This window comes from Nonomuraea sp. NPDC003201 (assembly GCF_053590415.1).
The window spans coordinates 18,157-36,546 of record NZ_JBSFTC010000093.1 but is presented as its reverse complement, the minus strand read 5'-3'; the positions used below and the strand labels follow the sequence as shown (position 1 = coordinate 36,546).

General features: G+C 68.7%; 16 protein-coding genes and 1 pseudogene. 10 read left to right on the top strand and 7 right to left on the bottom strand.

The genetic code is table 11. From position 1 onward, the window contains the following. On the top strand, nt 1-553 hold a 553-nt coding region (locus ACWDX9_RS28790), incomplete at its 5' end, for an SDR family oxidoreductase (RefSeq protein WP_449959312.1). 11 nt (nt 554-564) lie between these two features. Here ACWDX9_RS28790 and ACWDX9_RS28785 read toward each other — a convergent pair. Then, nucleotides 565-1,053, bottom strand: a complete 489-nt coding sequence (locus ACWDX9_RS28785; RefSeq protein WP_449959310.1) for a MarR family winged helix-turn-helix transcriptional regulator — start codon at nt 1,051-1,053, stop codon at nt 565-567. Between ACWDX9_RS28785 and ACWDX9_RS28780 the strand changes: the two are divergent. From ACWDX9_RS28780 to ACWDX9_RS28770, 3 genes and pseudogenes are all read left to right on the top strand, one after another. After that, a pseudogene (locus tag ACWDX9_RS28780) lies at nt 956-1,669 on the top strand (TIGR03086 family metal-binding protein); the annotation flags it as partial. The gene ACWDX9_RS28785 and the pseudogene ACWDX9_RS28780 overlap by 98 nt on opposite strands. Before the next feature lie 54 nt (nt 1,670-1,723). Continuing rightward, a complete protein-coding gene (locus tag ACWDX9_RS28775) occupies nt 1,724-2,140 on the top strand; it encodes a RidA family protein (protein WP_449959315.1) in 417 nt (138 codons plus the stop codon). Nucleotides 2,141-2,429: 289 nt separating this feature from the next. Further along, on the top strand, nt 2,430-3,803 hold the full coding sequence (locus ACWDX9_RS28770) for an MFS transporter (RefSeq protein ID WP_449959308.1): 1,374 nt from the start codon (nt 2,430-2,432) through the stop codon (nt 3,801-3,803). 454 nt (nt 3,804-4,257) lie between these two features. Here the strand turns inward: ACWDX9_RS28770 and ACWDX9_RS28765 are convergent, their stop codons facing one another. Beyond that, nucleotides 4,258-5,472: a glycosyltransferase gene (locus ACWDX9_RS28765; RefSeq protein WP_449959306.1), complete on the bottom strand. Its 1,215-nt coding sequence runs from the start codon at nt 5,470-5,472 to the stop codon at nt 4,258-4,260. Nucleotides 5,473-5,791: 319 nt separating this feature from the next. Continuing rightward, entirely contained in the window at nt 5,792-6,409 is a 618-nt protein-coding gene (locus ACWDX9_RS28760) for a hypothetical protein (RefSeq protein WP_449959313.1), read from the bottom strand. A 423-nt stretch (nt 6,410-6,832) separates the two neighbouring features. Here ACWDX9_RS28760 and ACWDX9_RS28755 point away from each other — a divergent pair, with 423 nt between their 5' ends. Both ACWDX9_RS28755 and ACWDX9_RS28750 read left to right on the top strand, forming a co-directional pair. Further along, complete coding sequence (locus ACWDX9_RS28755; RefSeq protein ID WP_449959304.1) at nt 6,833-8,272, top strand: AAA family ATPase; 1,440 nt, start codon at nt 6,833-6,835, stop codon at nt 8,270-8,272. A gap of 124 nt (nt 8,273-8,396) precedes the next feature. Beyond that, nucleotides 8,397-9,080 carry an HAD family hydrolase gene (locus tag ACWDX9_RS28750; protein ID WP_449959302.1) on the top strand — a complete coding sequence of 228 codons (684 nt, stop codon included), beginning with the start codon at nt 8,397-8,399 and terminating at the stop codon, nt 9,078-9,080. Between the two features lie 307 nt (nt 9,081-9,387). On the opposite strand, the gene ACWDX9_RS28745 is transcribed toward ACWDX9_RS28750, so the two are convergent. The 3 genes from ACWDX9_RS28745 to ACWDX9_RS28735 all read right to left on the bottom strand — a co-directional run bounded on the left by ACWDX9_RS28745 (nt 9,388) and on the right by ACWDX9_RS28735 (nt 10,984). After that, nucleotides 9,388-9,720 carry a hypothetical protein gene (locus ACWDX9_RS28745; protein ID WP_449959300.1) on the bottom strand — a complete coding sequence of 111 codons (333 nt, stop codon included), beginning with the start codon at nt 9,718-9,720 and terminating at the stop codon, nt 9,388-9,390. A 107-nt stretch (nt 9,721-9,827) separates the two neighbouring features. Next, on the bottom strand, nt 9,828-10,295 hold the full coding sequence (locus ACWDX9_RS28740) for a hypothetical protein (RefSeq protein WP_449959298.1): 468 nt from the start codon (nt 10,293-10,295) through the stop codon (nt 9,828-9,830). 98 nt (nt 10,296-10,393) lie between these two features. After that, nucleotides 10,394-10,984, bottom strand: a complete 591-nt coding sequence (locus tag ACWDX9_RS28735) for an HD domain-containing protein (RefSeq protein ID WP_449959296.1) — start codon at nt 10,982-10,984, stop codon at nt 10,394-10,396. Between the two features lie 635 nt (nt 10,985-11,619). Between ACWDX9_RS28735 and ACWDX9_RS28730 the strand changes: the two genes are divergently transcribed. The 3 genes from ACWDX9_RS28730 to ACWDX9_RS28720 all read left to right on the top strand — a co-directional run bounded on the left by ACWDX9_RS28730 (nt 11,620) and on the right by ACWDX9_RS28720 (nt 15,256). Then, complete coding sequence (locus ACWDX9_RS28730) at nt 11,620-11,823, top strand: hypothetical protein (protein WP_355212577.1); 204 nt, start codon at nt 11,620-11,622, stop codon at nt 11,821-11,823. An 80-nt stretch (nt 11,824-11,903) separates the two neighbouring features. Further along, nucleotides 11,904-13,163, top strand: coding sequence for an FxsB family cyclophane-forming radical SAM/SPASM peptide maturase (locus ACWDX9_RS28725; RefSeq protein ID WP_449959294.1), 1,260 nt, complete (start codon nt 11,904-11,906; stop codon nt 13,161-13,163). 995 nt (nt 13,164-14,158) lie between these two features. Continuing rightward, nucleotides 14,159-15,256, top strand: coding sequence for a serine/threonine protein phosphatase (locus ACWDX9_RS28720; RefSeq protein ID WP_449959293.1), 1,098 nt, complete (start codon nt 14,159-14,161; stop codon nt 15,254-15,256). Between the two features lie 463 nt (nt 15,257-15,719). Here the strand turns inward: ACWDX9_RS28720 and ACWDX9_RS28715 are convergent, their stop codons facing one another. After that, entirely contained in the window at nt 15,720-16,955 is a 1,236-nt protein-coding gene (locus tag ACWDX9_RS28715) for a helix-turn-helix domain-containing protein (RefSeq protein ID WP_449959292.1), read from the bottom strand. A gap of 180 nt (nt 16,956-17,135) precedes the next feature. Between ACWDX9_RS28715 and ACWDX9_RS28710 the strand changes: the two genes are divergently transcribed. Beyond that, nucleotides 17,136-18,350 (top strand): FAD-dependent monooxygenase, encoded by a 1,215-nt coding sequence (locus tag ACWDX9_RS28710; protein WP_449959290.1) that lies wholly within the window; start codon nt 17,136-17,138, stop codon nt 18,348-18,350. Nucleotides 18,351-18,390: the final 40 nt, after the last annotated feature.

Sequence of the window (18,390 nt, the reverse complement as noted above, 5' to 3'; positions counted from 1 at the left end):
GGCGCAGGCGGCCGCCGACCGGGTGGCGGCCGAGCTGGGCGGCGCCGACCTGCTGTTCAACAACGCGGGAGTCATGCTCCCCGCGCCGATCGAGGAGCTGGCCACCGCCCAGTGGCAGCGCCAGATCGACCTCAACATCACCGGCCTGATGAACGCCATCGCCGCGTTCACTCCCCAGCTGGTGAAGGCCGCCGCCGAGCGCGGGGTGGCCGACCTGATCAACACCTCGTCGATCGCGGCCCAGAACATCTTCCCGAACTTCGCCGTCTACTCCGGGACCAAGGCGTACGTCACCCATCTCTCCCGCCACCTGCGGGTCGAGCTGGGCGCGAAGAGGGTGCGGGTCTCGGCGATCGAGCCGGGCATCGTCGCGACCGAGCTGCAGAGTCACGTCACCGACGAGGGGGCCCGGGCGTGGCTGGAGGGCGCCAAGGAGACGATGGAGTGGCTCACGCCGCAGGACGTCGCCGAGACCGTCGGGTTCCTCGCGAGCCTCCCGCCGCGGGTGAACCTTCAGCAGGTCACCATCATGCCCACCGGCCAGCCCAGCTGATCGGCCGCTCCTCAACGGTCGTGGGTCGCGTTCGATCGCCGGGTGGGACGCCGGTCGAGCGGCGACCTCTCGGTGATCTGTTCGCGGGGCAGCCGGTGGAGCGCCTGCAGGGCGCGGAGGAAGCCGTGACGGTCGGCCGCGGGCAGGCGGGCGAGCAGGCGCTCCTCGTTCGCCTGGATCTCGCCCCGCACCGACCCGCGCACCTCGCGGCCCTCGGCGGTGATCGTGAGGATCCGCGCGCGGCGGTCGTGCGGGTCCGGCTCGCGGGTGATCAGCCCGGCCGCCTGCAGCTTGTCGAGGGTGCCGATGATGCGGGTCTTGTCGGCGCCGATCGCTTCGGCCAGAGCGGCCTGCGTACGTACGGAGCCGTCGTCCAGGGCGCCGAGCACGGTGTAGCCCCACATGGAGACCCCATGCGCCGCCAGCACCGGCAGCTCCGCCGCGATGAGCGACTGCAGGAGAGGATGCATCATCTCGGCGAGATCGCGGCGGGCCGTCACAGGTCCAAGATATCCGGTTGACAGATCATACGCATCAGCAGAGCATATGCGAATGCATATGAATGAACACATGGTCGCACTCGACGCGCAGGCCGTTCGCGCCAGCGTCGAACTGGCGGATCGAGTGCGGCCCGAGGATCTGTCCCGTCCGACGCCCTGCCTCGGATGGACCGTGTACGGCCTGCTCGCCCACATGGCCACCCAGCACTACGGCTTCGCCGCGGCGTCCAGGGGAGACGGCGATCTCGCCCGGTGGAAGCCGCGTTCCCTCGGCGACGACCCCGTGGCGAGCTACCGGGCCTCCGCCGAACACGTCCTGGCGGCCTTCGCCGCCGACGGCGTGCTGGAGCGCATGTTCCCGCTGCCCGAGTTCGCGAGCGGGAGCGCCTTTCCCGGGGCGCAGGCGATCAGCTTCCACTTCATCGACTACGTGGTGCATTCCTGGGATCTCGCCAAGGCGCTGGGCGTCGCGGTCGACTTCCCCCCGGACCTGCTGGACGCCGCCCTCGCCGTGGCGCGAGCCGTACCCGGTGGCCAGGCGCGCCTCGCACCCGGGGCGGCCTTCGCACCGGCGCTCCCGTGGTCGGGCGGGTCGCGGCTGGATGAGATCGTGGCAATCCTGGGCCGCTCGCCGAGCTGGCCACGTGAAACCTTCGGAATGGAGCACGACATGAGCAGCGGCGTCAGATTGATCCGCAACCACCAGCTCACGCAGCAGGTGGAGTACGCCTATGCCGCGGTCGCCGACGCGCCGGTGCGTTCTGTCTGGGTGGCCGGCGCGTGTCCCCTTGATCTCGACGGTGCGACCGTCGCGGTCGGCGACTACGCCGGCCAGGCGCACCAGGTGATGCGCAACCTTGTGACCGCGCTGGAAGGGGCGGGCGCGTCGCTGACCGATGTCGTCAAGACCACGGTCTATGTGGCCTCCTCCCAGCAGAGCGACCTGGGCACGGCGTGGGAGGTGTATCGGGAGTACATGGGCGAGCACGACGTGCCCAGCACCTTGCTCGGCGTGACCGTGCTCGGCTACAAGGACCAGCTCGTCGAGGTCGAAGCCGTCGCCGTGCTCCCATCGGCGCGCAGCTGATTCCACCTTCACGGAGCCGGGCGTCTCCTTGGGGACGACGTGCAGGAGGATCGGCTGCGTGCTCGTGAGCCAGGTTCCCGGCCCCGGGATCTGGCCGGCCACGAACCACTCCTTCGGATCGACGATCCCCTCCGGGTTCAACCTCACGACCTTCGGCGATCTTCGCGCTCGCGTCGCTCGCCTCCTCGTACCACAGCTCGGGCATCGTGACGACGTCGGCGATGTGCCCTGCGGAGCCGTGGGGAGGGTGCCGAATATCCGGTTTTGCGCCGTCTATACCCTTGCCGACGTGGAATTCCAGAGAGGGCTGGCCTTACTGGTCGCCGGCACGTTCTTCATGGAGATACTCGACGGCACGGTGATCACGCCCGCCGCGCCGCATATCGCCGCGGAGCTGGGGATCGCGCCGATCGACGTGAACGTCGCGATCACCGCGTACGTGCTCACCATCGGGGTGCTGATCCCGATCAGCGGCTGGCTGGCCGACCGGTTCGGCCCGCGCCGGGTGTTCGCGGTGGCGATCGTGCTGTTCGTGCTGGCCTCGCTCGGCTGCGCGCTGGCCCCGACGCTGCCCGCGCTCGTCGCCGCGCGGGTGGTGCAGGGGGCGGGCGGGGCGCTGATGGTGCCGGTCGGCCGGCTGGTGGTGCTGCGGACGACGGAGAAGTCCGACCTGGTCCGGGCGATCGCGTACCTGACCTGGCCGGGCCTGCTCGCGCCGGTGCTGGCGCCGGTCGTCGGCGGGTTGCTGGCCGACTACGCGTCCTGGCGGTGGATCTTCGTGATCAACGTGCCGCTCGGGCTCGCGGCGTTGGTCGTGGCGCTGCGGATCGTGCCCGACCTGCGCGCCGACGCCCGTGACCCGCTGGACCGCGCCGGGTTCGCCCTCATGGCGGTGGGTGTCGCGGGGTTGATCGTGGCGCTGGAGGGGCTCGGCTCGGGGTTCGGGCCGTCGACGGCGGTGGCGCTGCTGGTCGCGGTCGCAGGTCTGGGCCTGGCGGTACGGCACCTGCTGCGCGCTCCGCGCCCGATCGTCGACCTGCGGATCCTGCGGGTGACGACGTACCGGGTCACGGCGGCGAGCGGGTCGGTCTACCGCGGCGTGATCATCGCGGTCCCGTTCGTGCTGCCGCTGCTCTTCCAGGTGGGGTTCGGCTGGTCGGCGGCGCAGGCGGGGCTGGTGGTGATCGCACTGTTCGTGGGGAACGTCGGGATCAAGCCCGCCACCACGTCGCTGATGCGCCGGCTCGGGATCCGCATCATCCTGCTCTGGTCGATCGTGATCGGCGCCGCGTGCCTGGTCGGGATGGCGTTCCTCGAGCCCACGACGCCGCTCCCGGTGATCCTCGTGCTGCTGCTGGTGAGCGGGATCGTACGGTCGACGGGGTTCACCGCGTACAACAGCGTGGCCTTCGCCGACGTCGGCCAGGACCGGATGAACCACGCCAACACGCTGCTGTCGACGCTGCAGGAGCTGGGTGCGGGCCTCGGCGTGGCGATCGGCGCGCTGCTCGTACGGCTGGGCGAGACGATACCCGGGGTGGCGGGTGCGGCCGGGCCGTACCGCGTGGCGTTCGTCCTCCTTTCGATCATCCTGGCCCTCTTGGCGATCCCCACCCTGCTTCTCCCCCGGACCGCCGGCGACGAGGTGACCGGCCGCGCCTAGACACGCCCGCCTCCGGCTCCGATCGCGTCATCGGGCACGGTGGCGGCCGGGACGAGAAGGCGGCGGCCCCGATGGCGGGCCGCGCGCACGTTCTCCGTTGCGGTTTCCACGTCGCCGCCATCGACGCGCCCGGACACGGCGACCGGCCCGCACGGCGCACGACGAGCGGGAGATCGAATGACCGGTCGGATATTTCGGCCTGAACCTGGGCACCGCGATCGGCGTTCCGCTGGCGGCGGTCGACCCCAGGATCACGGCCGCGGTCTTCGGCCTCCACGGGCCCGATCGCCTGGCCGAGACCGCGAAGCGGATCACCGTCCCTCTCGAGTTAGTGCTCCAGTGGGACGACGAGCATATTTCGCGCGAGTCCGGTCTGGCGTTGTTCGACGCCTTCGCCTAGAAGGAGAAGACGCCTGCACGCCAACGCGGGCAGGCTGGACGGCCCCGCCGGCCTTTACCGGCTGGCTGAGTCGAGGAGCAGTTTCGCGGCCACCGTCGCTCCGTCGGTGTGGATCGTGCCCGCCACAGCCTTGGCTCGTGCTCGGGTTTCGGGCGCCAGGACCAGGGTGAGCGCGGCTGACAGGGAGTCGACGGTCGGGGTCCGACCGTCGTGTGCCACGCCGATGCCCAGCTCGGCTATCCGGGCCGCCCAGTACGGCTGGTCCGCGATCTGGGGGACCACGACCTGGGGTGCGCCGGCCCGGGCGGCCGTCGTCGTGGTGCCCGCGCCGCCGTGGTGCACGACGGCGGCCACCCGGGGAAACAGTGCCTGCTGGTTGACCTCGCCGACGACGAAGCAGTCGTCCCGGTCGTCGATCAGGGCCAGGTCGGCCCAGCCGCGGGCGAGCAGGATGCGGCGGCCGTGCGCGCGGATCGCCTCGATGGCCACCCGGGCGATGTCCTTCGGGGCGTACGCGGCCATGCTGCCGAAGCCCACGTACACGGGCGGTTCGCCGGCGTCCAGGAACGTCTGCAGCTCTTCCGGGAGCGGGCGTTCGTCGGGCAGGATCCATGCCCCGGTCTGTACGACGTCGAGGTCCGTCATGCCCTGCGACGGGCACAGGGTCGCGTCCGCCGCCAGCCACGGCCGGTCGGTGAGGACGTAGTCGCGGACGTTGTCCACCGGCGGCAGGCCGATCGCCGCCCGATGGCTGTTGAGCGCCTCGCCGTACAACGCGTTCACCCGCTGGGCATCCTGCTCCCACAGCACCCGGTTGTCGGTCTCGCCCGGCGGGGACTGCTTGCCCGGCCGCGCCCCCGGAGGGAAGTGCCGCGACGGCAGTCCCAGAGTATGGAAGCAGGCGAACACGTACCGGATGCCCAGTTTCTCGGCCACGTCCCGTGCGCCGGCCGGCATGAGGCCGGTCGCCAGCAGCGCGTCACATCCCTCGGCGGCCGTTGTGAGCGTGTCGAACCGCGCGGCGACCAGTTCGGGAGCGAGCCGGAACGCGGCTTGCGCCGAAGGCGGCTTCGGGCCGGCGACCACCGAGCGCACCGTGGGGCCCAGCGGCACCAGCGGCACGCCGACACGCGCCAGCAGCTCCGCGAACTCCTCGTCCGGCGGCGCGCACACCCGCGCCTCCGCGCCGAGTTCCCGCAGCCGCACCGCGAGTGCCGCCAAGGGTTCGACGTCCCCGCGCGATCCCCACGTCGACAACACCACACGCATTTCGTTTCCCCCGTTTCCGCAGGTGTTCGGGCTTCGGCGGACCATCTTGCGGCACCACCCGGGTCTTGCCGCAAGCCCCCCAGTGCGCTATAACCTGAAAATGGCAAGGAGCGAGACTCCTTGCCATTGCCATGTGTGGCCGAGCCCAGTCTTGGCCACCTGTCGTGAGGGATGGATGGCCTGCATGGCCGGTCGGCACCGCCCGCCGGACCGCTTGGGGCCGTCACCGCGTTCCTGGCTTTCGCCACCAATATCAGCGCCGACGCCTTCCCGAACCCGCACCATCCCGGCTTCTGAGCACTCGATACGCGTGGTGTTCTCAGCCGAGTTCGAGAGGACCGTTGATTTCGAAGTTCTCGTCGAGAACGGTGACGAGGCGGTCGGCGGCTCGCGGGGTGGTCTGCCTCGCCCACCGGCCGACGAGGCTGAGGAAGCCCTGCAGTCGCAGGTGCACGGTGGCCAGGAGGGCAGGCAGGTCGTCGAGTTGGATCTCCACCTCATGCGTGCGTGAGGGTAGCGAGCGTGCGCCTGACTCCTGGCTGAGCCGGACGGCTCCGGCGATGTGTTCGAGCTCGGTGTCGGGACCGTGCCCGAGCCAGATGCCCTGCTTGTGCAGGACGTCACGCCACTCTCGCCAGTTTTCCAGGCCGCAACAGCACCCCGGCAGGATCTCGGCATTGGTGGCCGTGTCCCTGATCCGTAGCCCGCCTGGAGCGATAAGCGCTTCGGCATCGGCCAGATGCCGGTCCAGCAGATGGTGGAGATCGCTGATCGGTTCGGTCGGGATGTCGGCACAGCTGAAGATGACCGCCATCGCGGTGCCGACCTCGGCCCGGCTCATCTGGCCGGAGAGGACAAGGATGTTGTCCGTGGCCGGTTCAGCGACCGGCCAGGCGGTGAAGTCCGCCGTTCCGTAGGTCTCCAGAACTGCGTCCATGAGGATCACGGTCACGATTATCGCGGCAGATCGACGCCTGATCACTCCCGGGCGGCGGCTCATGGAGAAGCAATTGCGCAACGGCGTCCTGCACCCGTATCGGACGCTCAGGCCAGGGACCTGCAAGGGCCCTCCGGCATCACCTACGACTGGATGACCGTTTGCCCAGCGCCCGCGACGGTCCCGGCGGGCCGGGTCGGTCCCGCGAGCTCGTGGGCCGAACCGGATCCCGCCCGGAAACCGATGCCCAGCCGCGCCGGTGCGTACGTTCACGTGGCCAGTGCGGTGGCGCGCAAGAGAGGTGGGCGTAGGCGTTCTCGGTCCCGCTCAGCGCACCGCGCGCGGGATTTCCGGATGCACCAGACGTACCCGGTGGCAAATAATCAGGCGCATTCGTCCGCCCCAATCACGATGATGGAGGATGTGACCGACATCGAACTCGCCGACGCGCGAGCGCTCGCCGAGAGCCTGCGCCAGGTCTACACCGTGGTGGCCGAGCGGATCGGCGAGGCCAACGCCACCTCTCCGCTGGTCGTCAAGGTGACCGAGCACCTCGGCTGCCCGCTCAGCGACGTGGTCGTCGTGGAGGAGAAGTATCGGCTCTACGAGCACGCCGCGCTGCAGACCGCCGCCGACCTCTACCTGGACGCCCACTCCCCCGGCGCGCAGTGGTTCGGCATCGTGGGCGGCGAGCGGCGCTGGGAGAGCATCATCAACATGCTGCTCGCGGCGATGCGTGAGGGCAGCCGCATGCTCGGCCGCCCCGACTACGGAACGGCCCCGATCGGCCCCGACACCACGATCGAGGTCGTGCAGCTTGGCCTGGTCGCCACGGCGGCGCCCGACGGCACCCCGGTGGTCATCGGACTGAGTAACAAGGACGACTACGACGGCCACAGCCTGCTCACCGTGCTGGCGGCCCGGCGGGATGTGGCGAGCGCCGTACGCGACGAGGTGAACCGGCTCAAACAGGACAACGACCCGTTCCGCGGCCAGGTGCTCAGCTTCGGCTTCAGCGAGCACAGGGAGAACGAACTGCTCACCTTCCTGCCCCGCCCCGAGCTGGACCCCGACGAGGTGGTCCTGCCGGAAGGGCGGCTGGAGGCCATCGAGGAGCACGTCGTGGGCATCGCCGAGCACGCCGACCGCCTCACCGAGGCCGGCCAGCACCTGCGCCGGGGCCTGCTGCTGTACGGGCCGCCGGGCACCGGCAAGACCCACACCACGCGCTATCTCATCGGGCGGCTGAGCGAGCACACGGCGGTGCTGATGACCGGACCCGCCATGCGCAAGATCGACTACGCGGTGGCGGTGGCGCGCAAGCTGCAACCGTCCATCGTGGTCGTCGAGGATGTGGACCTGATCGCCGAGGACCGCAGCCACCACGAGACCAGCCCGCTGCTGTTCTCCCTGCTGGACGCCATGGACGGGATCAGCGGCGACGTCGACGTGACGTTCGTCCTGACCACCAACCGGGTGGAGGCCCTGGAGAAGGCCCTGGTCCAGCGGCCCGGCCGGGTGGACCTCGCGGTGGAGGTGCCACCGCCTGACGCGGCGGCGCGCGAACGCCTGATCCGCCTGTACGCCCGCAACCGGCCCATCGTCGCCGACACCGGTAAGGTGGTCGCCGCCACCGAGGGGGTCACGGCGTCGTTCATCAAAGAACTGCTGCGCCGGGTCATCCTGGTCGCGTTGCGCTCCGACGAGCGGGTGCTCACCGACGATCATTTCGACACGGCGCTGCAGGCGATGGCGGGCGACGGCCAGGCACTCACCCGCGCGCTGCTCGGCTCCCAGGAGACGGCGGCGCAGCCGAAGCACGAGCGCGCGGCCGCCCGGTTGGAGCCGCCCGCCTGCTCCTGACCCGAAGCCGGCCCGCCGCCTGCGCCGCGGGCTGCTCAGCAGGTGCACGTTGGATATCTCGCTCGCTCGCTCGCCTCCTGCCGCCTGTCTGCTGCGCCGGCCGTGGCGTCGTTAGGGTGGCGGTGTGATTCGCGCCGTGGTGATCGATGTGGATGACACGCTCTGCCTGACCGAGGCGGCGTGTTTCGAGCTGGAGAACGAGGTCCTGACGCGTCTCGGCCGTGCGCCGATGTCCCGGGCGGTGCATCTGTCCACGTGGGGGTTGCCGTTGCTGGAGGCGATGCCGCGGCGTTCGCCGGGCGTCGATCTCGTGGCGTTCGCGGCGGTATATCGGGAGGTGCTCGGGGAGTACGTGGCGGACGGCCGGCTGGATGCGGTCGCGCCGGAGAACCTGCGGGCACTCGATGAGCTCGCCGCGGCGGGGCACGGTGTTCTGCTACTGACCTCGCGCACAGAGGCGGAGGTGGAGCATCTGCTGGCACCGGACCATGTCCTGACGGGCCGGTTGGACGGCGTGTACCACGCCGGCAATGTGCGTTTCGGCAAGCCGGACGGCCGCGCTTTCGACGAGTTGCTGGCTGCGACGGGGCTGGAGCCCGGTCAGTGCGTGTACGTGGGCGACTCCCCCGGTGACGCGCAGGCCGCCAACGGGGCGGGGCTGGGTTTCATCGCCTGCATGCAGAGCGGTGTCAGGCGGCGTGCGGATTTCGACAGGCATCGCGTGGACGCGTTCATCGATGCGTTTCCCGAGATGGTGGAGGTCGTTGCCCGCTGGGAGGGTGGGGAGCGCAGGATGAGTCAGCTCTAGGGATCCAGCGAGCGTTCCGGAAGATGCGGGCGACAGCGGGCCGAACGTACATGAGCGATCATGGCCACGCATCGATGACGCCAGGTTTCTGGCCGGTATGCGACGAGTTCCCCACGCTGCGGCCCGCACAGGGCGGGGCGAGCCGAAGCAGATGGCGTACGACATCGTCGACCGCGTGCGCGCCTGCCTGGTCGGCAAGGGGACATGATGACCTGCAGGTCCTCTTCCGCTTCGGCCCCGTCCTGACCACCGAACAGGCCCAGACCCTCGCCTTCCCCCGACCCGCCGTGAACTCTGTGCAGAGCGATCATCCGCTGCCGGACGCGGGTTCGGCGGACTCGCCGCGCGTCTGGGCGAACTCAGCGAGGCGATGGAGCACTTGCGGATCAGTCGCAAGACCCTGATCTCCCTCGCCGAGGACGATCTCGCCCCGGCCGAACCGGTCGCGCCGCCGTCGGCTGTCCCCGATCACCCCGCCTACCGGCAGATTCTCACCGTCTTCGGCGAGGTCGGCGGCTCCCCGCGCGCCCGTGACCTGGCCCTGACCCTGACGCGGAACGACATCCAGAACGTCGCGCGCCAAGCTCAAACGCCTGGCCAGGCGCGGCATCCTCGTCGAGACCGAGCCGGGATTGTTCACCCAGCCGCGCCCATAGCCGGGCCGGTGAACCTCGGGCCGACTGACCTATCCCAACCGCAACGACAAGCGGGCGCGGAACGTACTGGCCAGATGACGACCGACCACCGTCATCCCTCTCGTACCGACCCGTCCGCCGCCACCGTGAGGACAACATTGGGGCCGCCTTCCCCGCATTCTGGGCCGTTCGGGAAACGTCCCTTCGGTGTGACCTCGAGCCTGCGTTCCAGCAGTGGCTTCGCGCCGGCTCCGCGCAGCGTCAGCCGGATCGTCACCGGCCGTTTGGGCAGCCCCGCCACGTCACCGAACCCGTTCTTCTCGCCGGTCGGTTCTTCATCCGCGCTACAACTGTCGCCGGAACAGGTCTCCCTGGTCGCCCGCGTGGACGGCCTCAACTCGACGCCGACCTGTTTGCAGGCACCGTCCCAGCACACCTCCATCGTGGCGGCGCTGGCCTCGGCGGCAAGCGGAGCTGCAATGTGCAGGCTCACACCGACGGGGGTTCCGATCGCGGTACACGCCACCTCGGGCGAACAGCCGGCGGTGAGCAGGAGGGTCAGCAGAGTGAGTCGACGCACATTCCCTCAGACGAAAGTCAGGCGGGCCGGGTTCACCACAACGGGTTCGGGACACGTCCGTGTTGTCGAAATGCGTGGGGCATCAGCGGCCTTGGAGGTCAGGCGGGTGAGCGGCCTTCGAGAGGGTTGGCGGCGATCCGTCCCGCGACGTCGTTCCTGACCGATGCGGCGGCAGCGCTGTCCGGCTTGCGCCTCGCCTGGTCCTCGAAGCACGCCAGGAACTCCGCGCCGAATCCCAACCGAGGATAGCGGGCGAGCATCTCCGCCCTGGCGTCCGGCGAGAACTCCTCCGGCCGCCGTCCGACCACCTCCCAGCTCGTGGCAACCTGCAGCAGGTGGGACTCAGGGTCGGTGGCCGGGGACACGTCCTCGCGCATGTGCAGCATGATGATCTCGGTGACCCTGGCGGCCCGGCCAACCGGCCAGCCGGCCGCCACGCCGAAGACCCAGGCCAGCTGCCCTCCCGCCTCCTCGAACGGCAGCCGATGACTGTCGAAAGCCTCCGTCAGCCCGATGTCGTGGAGCAGCGCCGAGACGTAGTAGAGCTCGTCATCGAAGGCGATCCCGTACGCTGTGCCGTGCATCGCTCCCCAAAGGTAGGAGCGGACGCAGTGGTTGAACAGCGCGGGCGAGCAGAAACGGGTGGCCACCGACAGCGCCGCCACGGCGGCGGGAGTCTCCGGAAACATGGGTCCAACTTTTCATCCGGCCGTCAGGTCTCGATGTCCGACCTTGGCCGCATGCCAGCGGTGATACCCGATGCGGGGGTCACGCTGATCAAGCCCGCGCCGTTGCACCCAGCCGATGGCCCTACCTTGGCGGATCGTCGACCTTGAGCTTGTCTCCCGTGTTGGAGACGAAGATGACCGGCAGCTTCACCTGGTGTTCTCCGTGAGCACATGGTGAGCGCCCCGGCAGCGCCGCCCCAGTAGACGAACCCGCAGGAGCAATGCGCGGCAGTAGCCTCGACGAGGATCTCCACACCCCGTGACCCCGACTTGCGCATTCTTTCTGCGATTACAGGACTGGAAAACCTTGGCAGTCAAGGTCTTTTGCCTCGCTCCGAGCGTTACCAGGAGATCGCTTTGGGGAGTCGAATGACCGCAGCCGATCAAGAGGCTGCCTCTGGGCCCTGACCTTGGATGACCTTGTATGTGTAGTGGGTTTGTAGCGATTCTGTGGGCGTGGTGCGGTACCGTCCCGCTGTCGTGATCAACTTTTCTTAATCCCAACTGGAACAGGACATCACTGGCCGTGGGTCGATGTCCAGCCGCATGGAAAGGGGTATCCAATGTCGGAACGTGAAGGAAATCTCGTACGGAAGGTGGCCTTGACGGCCGCCGCGTTCGCCGCCGCGTCCGCGGTCGGGGTCGGAGCAGCCGGTGCCGCTTCGGCTGCCGAGTCCTCTCAGGCGAATCTCTCCGAGGTCGCGGCGACCACCGACCAGAACAGCGCGCTCGGTGCGGTGCTGAACCGGGTGACCGCCGACGACGACGTCTTCCGTCCGGCCGGCACTTTCAACAGGTGACGGAGCGGGTTCGTTCCCCTGGCTGATCGGGCCGTGTAGCGGCTTGCTGGGACCCGAAGGGCAGAGAGGCGAAGGACATCGTGATCGAGCTACCGATCGTGCGGGCGAAAGAGCGAGCTGCCGAATGGCCGACTCAGGACGTGACCGATCAGGCGCTTGAGGATCCGTACTGGCGCCCTCTGCCCTTCGTGGAATTCGCTCTCAAATTCCACGGCCGGTGCAACCTGGCCTGCGACTACTGCTACATGTACGAGATGGCCGACCAGAGCTGGAAGAACAAACCGGTGGCCATGTCACGCAAGACGATCGACCAGGTCGCCTTCCGGCTCGGAGAGCACCTGCGCGCTCACGCCGACGAAATTGCGGGAGCGTCGGTGCGGATGCATGGCGGCGAAGCGCTGCTCGCCGGCGCGGATCAATTCGCGTACGCGGCGCGAGCGTTCCGGAACGCCGCACCGTCCGACGTCCCGCTGCGGCTCGTCACCACCACGAACGGCGTGCTCCTTTCTGACGAGAACCTCTTGAACGTCCTGCGCGAACACCGCATCGGTGTCACGGTCAGCCTCGACGGCGACAGGGAAGGCCAGAACCGTCATCGCAAGTACGCCAACGGCCGCGGCAGCTATGACCTGGTGATGCGCGGCATCGAGGTTCTGAACCGCCCTGATTACCGTGACCTCTTCGACCTTGTGCTGTGCACCATCGACCTGGAGAACGACCCCCTGACCACCTACGAGGCGCTGCTCGCCACCGGGGCGCCGGCCGTGGACTTCCTGCTGCCGCTCGGCAATTGGTCGTCTCCCCCACCGGGATGGACCGCCGGGGACGGAGGCACCGCGTATGCGGACTGGCTGATACCGATCTTCGAGCGCTGGTATTCCACGGTGCCGATTCCGGCCGGTGTCAGGCTCTTCGAGAACATCATGACGTTGTGCCTCGGCGGTCATGCCTACACCGAAGGACTGGGGCTCAACCCGTTCCAGCTCATCGTCATCGAAAGCGACGGAACCATCGAACTCGGCGACGCTTTGAAGTCCGCCTACGAGGGTGCCCCCTACACCGGCTTGAACGTCTTTCGTAACACGTTCGACGACGCGCGACTCCTTCCGGGCGTCGTCGCCCGGCAACGAAAGGTGGCCGGCCTGTCGCCGATCTGCGTTTCCTGCTCGATCCGGGATATCTGCGGGGCCGGCGAGTACAGCACTCGATACCGCGCCGGCTCGGGATTTCTCAATCCTTCCGTCTACTGCGCCGATCTGGCCAAATTGATCTGCCACATCCGCGACCGGGCGCTCACCGACGTGGAACGGTTGAGGGCCGAGCGGGCGGCGGCAGGCTGAGAATCGGAGCCGGGGGTCCGCATCCCGCCCCGTGAACAGAGCAGGCCATGCCAACCTGATCGGTATCAGTGCTTGTCGCCGAAGGCCGCTGCCTGGTCGAGCAGGAGTCGGCCATTCCTTCGCCTGTCAGCCGAGGACGTCGACTGGTCGAGGACGCCGCCGACGCCTGATCCTGGTCAAGGACGGGTTTTTCGGGTGCGATCTCTGCGGTGACCCGTCGCGACCCTCTGGTGATCCGCGAACGGCACAATCTCCCGCATGCTGTTCCGGCTTTCGGCACTTCCAAGCCTGATCATATGTATGGTGGCCGCGCTCACGGCGTGTACCGTGGCACCGGCCTCCTCGCCCTCCGCAACCCCCAGCGTCCGGCAGGCAGCTCAGCCGACCCCCTCCCCCTCCGAGGTCAGCCTTCCACCCGGAGTGCATCGATATCGCGCCACCGAGCTGAGGCCGGGCGACTGCATTGATCCCTTACCTGACGACTTCATGGTGACGGTCGTTCCATGCGATCGGCCGCATGTGGCGGAGTTCGCCACCACGTACGTCATCCCTGACGGACCGTTTCCGGGGATGGGGATATGCAGCGCCTGGCAGAGAACGGGTGGAGAAGCGGAAGGATGAGGTCATCGTGAGCGGCCTGGTGCCTTCGGCGGAAGACTGGCCTCGGCATAGGACGATTTACTCTCGCGATCGCCGTCGGCCAAGGATCGTCGCTGGTTGGGCGGGTCATTATGTAGTGCAACATGGCCAGAAAAGATCATCTCGCGGTGACCTGCGAAAAGGGGTCAACAACCCAAGATGACGATTGCACATCGTCGATGTGCGGCTACCGTGCCGGCATTGGCGAGCCGTGCGGTGCAGCGGACCGGACAGGTGTTGCATCGATCAGTCCGCCGGCCGGACGGCGTCGACGAGGTCGTCGCCGCAGAATGAACCCGGAAAGGCCCATCCCCGGCGGGCCTGATACGCAAAGTTGATCATGAAGGGTGCCTCCGTTGTTGGAACTGCGAGATAAACGGTTGGACATGTCTCACGGCGAGCGTGTCCACCGATACAGCGATGTCGCGAGCGCGTTGGCATTGCACAGTGACCGGCAGCTCAGCGAGTCGCTGGAGCAGGCGCAGCTTCTGGGGACGGGGATAGGTGGCAACTCGGCCCTGCTGGCCATCGATGGCGTGCCGGTCTTCGTCAAACGAGTACCACTGACCGACCTGGAGCGCCGCGCGGGCAACGTCATGTCCACGGCCAACCTGTTCGGGCTGCCTCCGTTCTGCCAGTACGGGATCGGTGGGCCGAGCTTCGGTGCGTGGCGTGAACTCGCGGCCGGCGTCATGACGACCAACTGGGTCCTGGCCGGGCGCAGTGCAGCCTTCCCACTGCTGTATCACTGGCGGGTGCTGCCGGGAGCGCCGCCGCAGACCGATCAGCTTGCCGACGTCGAGGCGGTCGTGCAGTACTGGGATGGGTCACCGGCGGTACGGGATCGCCTCCATGCTGTCGCGCAGGCTTCGGCCAGCATTGTGCTGTTTCAGGAGTTCATCCCCTACAACCTCAATGACTGGCTGGCCGCTCAGCTCGCCGCCGGCCAGGACGCCGCGGTAGCGGCGAGCGCCATGGTCGAGTCGTGCCTGCGCGCCGACGTGGCCTTCATGAACAGCCAGGAGCTGATGCACTTCGACAACCACTTCCGCAACATCCTCACCGACGGTGAACGCCTGTACATCGCCGACCTCGGACTGGCGACCTCCTCCCGGTTCGACCTGTCCAAGCAGGAGATCGAATTCCTGAACCGCAACCGTACCCACGACCTCGGTTACGCGCTGATGCGGCTGGTCAACTGGCTCGTCACCGACATCTGCGGAGTGCCGGTGCCACGGAACGGCGTGCTGGAACAACGCAACGAGTACATCCGCGCGTGCGCGGACGGCGCGGATCCCGCTGGTGCTCCGCCGGCTGTTGCCGCAATGCTTCGCCGATACGCTCCCGTGGCGGCGGCCATGAACGACTTCTACTGGGACCTGTTCTGGTCCGATCGGCGGACAACGCCGTATCCGAGCGAGAAGATCGAACGAGCCATGAGCGCGATGCGTTGATCGTCGCAGACACGACAGTACGGACGCCAAGCCGCCTTCGCCAAAGCGCATATGTTCGCGCGAACCTGTGCAAGGTGATGCCGAACAGTGACGCGGGCGCCACTTCGTCCAGGATCGCGCACGGCGTACGGCCGCTGGACCCCTCGTGGGTGCGCCCGCGCGGGGTCCGCTCCTGGCCGGTCAGGGTCGTACGTAGCGCCGGAACATGGTTCCCGAGGCGAAGGAACGGTGCTCGACCAGGCGCAGCCGCAGTGCTTCTCTCACGGGCAGGTACGGCTTGCCACTCCCGACGATCACGGGGAAGGCGTACACCCGGGCGCGGCGGGTCTCCGGCCTCGTCCTTCGGTTCGGTCGGCGGCGCCTGCTCGCCGCGCGCGGTGGCCGGGTCGAGGTGGGCGAGCGCGTGGATGGTGCGCGGGACCGCCTCGACCCCCCCCGTGCGCTGGAGCGCGAATCCCTGCGCTCAGGCTCCGGGGAACTGGTTCTCGCCGCCGGTTCGAGCCAGCGACTCGGCGGCGTGGCGCCAGATCTCCGCGGCCAGGTCGAAGTTGGCGCGCTCCTGCGCCTGCTCCGCCAGCGTTCGAAGGCCCCGCATGCCTTCATCCTGTTTACCGTCCAGCAGCAGGAGCTGGTTGCGCAGCACGTCCAGGCGGATCTGCTCCTGATAGTCCAGGTGGTCGTGCGCGTCGGCGAGCCGGTCGAGCAGGGTGCGGGCTTCGTCGGTGTGCCCGGTGTGGAAGGCCAGGCGTGCGCGTAGCGCGAGCAGTTCCTGCTCGACCGTGGGTGTGCCGGCGAACGGCAGACACGCCTCGACCTCCTCGATACGGCGCCGCGCGGGCTCGGTCTCGGGCGGGGTCAGGTTGAGGTGGAGGCGGGCGGCGACGATTCGCAGCCGCACCCACATGGCCGGGTCGAGGCGGCCTTGGAGTTGCTCCAGGGCGTCGTTGACCAGCTTCAGCGCGACCTGGGGCTCGCCCTGGCGGAGCCGGACGCCGGCCACGGTCCACGCCGCCTCCGCCAGGAGCCTGCCGGCGGGCAAGCTCGCGACCACGGTGAGCAGTTCGTCGGCGTGCTGCCGCGCCTCGGCCATCCGGCCCGCCTCGGCCAGCGAGGACACCAGTGCCAGGAGGGTGTCGGCCACGATGCGTGTCGTCAGGCCCTCGTCGACGGCCAGGCGGTAGGCGCTGATCGCGGTCTCGACCGCGGCCGGAACCTGGCCCGCCCCGCGTTGTGCGCGCGCCAGTCGCGCCCGTGCCCGGGCGCGCAACTCGGGCAGGTCGAGCTCTTCGGCGAGCGCCACCAACTCGTCCAGGCAGCTGCGCTCCTCGGTGTGCTCCATGTTGTGGCGTCGCCATTCGGCGACTTGCCACAGCGCTTGCCAGCGCAGCAGGGGGTCCTCGCTGCCCGCCGTACGCAGGGCTCGGCCCAGCAGCTCGCCGGCCTCGTCCACGTCGAGTCCGACGGTGGTGGCCAGGCTGCGCGCCAGCGACCAGTCCGGCGGTTCGGCCAGGTCTTCGGGGGCGACGCCGAGCTGACGGGCCAGGTGGGCCACGGCCTCGTCGGTGGGGGGTCGGGCCCCGGACTCCAGGCGGGAGAGGTATCCGGTGGACATCCCCTCACCCGCGAGCTCGGCCTGGGTCAGGCCGCGTTCGGTCCTCAGCTGCTTGAGCCGTCGGCCGAAGGCGGGCTGCGTCAGCATCTGTCGTCTCCTTGCCAGGTGAGAGCGCGGGCCGACCGGCCCTCTGCCGCAGCTCATGTTAGCCATCCCGACACCTGCTTGGCAAATCTTTGCCAAGACACATGACAGCGCCAAGCTGTTTGGCAAACGGACAAGGAAAGTAGTTGCCAGAGCTCTGGCAATGCCGTTACCGTTCTTGGCATGACGAACTCACGGCGACTCGCCAACCGCACCGTTCTGATCTCCGGCGCCAGCGTGGCCGGCCCCGCTCTGGCCTACTGGCTGAGCCGCTACGGATTCACCCCCACCGTGGTCGAGCTGGCCCCCGAGCTGCGTGACGGCGGCTACAAGGTCGACCTGCGCGGCGTGGCCATGCAGGTCGTCGAGCGGATGGGCATGCTGGAGGCCGTACGGCGGGCAAGTACCGCCATCCGCGGCGGCTCGTGGGTCGCCGAGAGCGGCAAGCCCCTGGCCAACCTGGGCCCCGACCTCATCGGCATGCGGGCTCCCGGCGACGACGAGGTGATGCGTGGCGACCTCGCCCGGCTCCTCTACGACGCGACACGTGACAGCTGCGAATACCTGTTCGGCGACACGATCACCGGCCTCCACGAAGGCCCCGACGGCGTCGACGTCACCTTCCGCCACGCCCCGCCACGCCGCTTCGACCTCGTCATCGGCGCCGACGGGCTGCACTCGACCGTACGCCGCCTGGCCTTCGGCCCGCAGGAGCGCTACGTCCACCCCCTCGGGATGCACGCGGCCGTCTTCACCGTCCCCAACCACCTCGGACTCGACCACTGGGAGCTGCTCTATCCGACGCCCGGCAAGGTCGTGAACGTCTACGCCACCAGGCTCGACACCGCGAAGGCGCAGTTCGTGTTCCCGAGCCCCGCCATCCTGCCCGACCGCTTCGACAGGGCCGCGCAGCAGCGCATCTTGACCGAGGCGTTCGCCGGCGTCGGTTGGGAGAGCGACGCGCTGCTGCGAGCCATGCCGCACTCGCCGGACTTCTACTTCACGCCGGTCAGCCAGGTTCGCATGGAGCACTGGTCAACCGGCCGGATCGCCCTGGTCGGCGACGCCGCCTACAGCCCGTCCCCGCTGTCCGGGCAGGGCACCAGCCTCGCGCTGGTGGGTGCGTACGTGCTCGCGGGTGAAATGAGCGCGGCGGCGGGCGACCATCGTGCGGCCTATGCCGGATATCGGGAAGCGATGCGCGGGTACGTGGACGTGAATGTGGCGCTCGGCGCGAGCAACGCCGCGCAGATGGTCGCGGGCAGCCCGATGCAGATCAAGATGCAGACCACGATGATGCGGCTGGTCAACCGCCTGCCGTGGAAGGATCTGGCGATGCGGCCGATCATGAAGCCGCTCAACGAGGCCGCCAACGCGCTCACGCTCGCGGCGTACTGAGCCTCGAACAGCCCGTCACCCATGAGTTCAAGGACGAGGC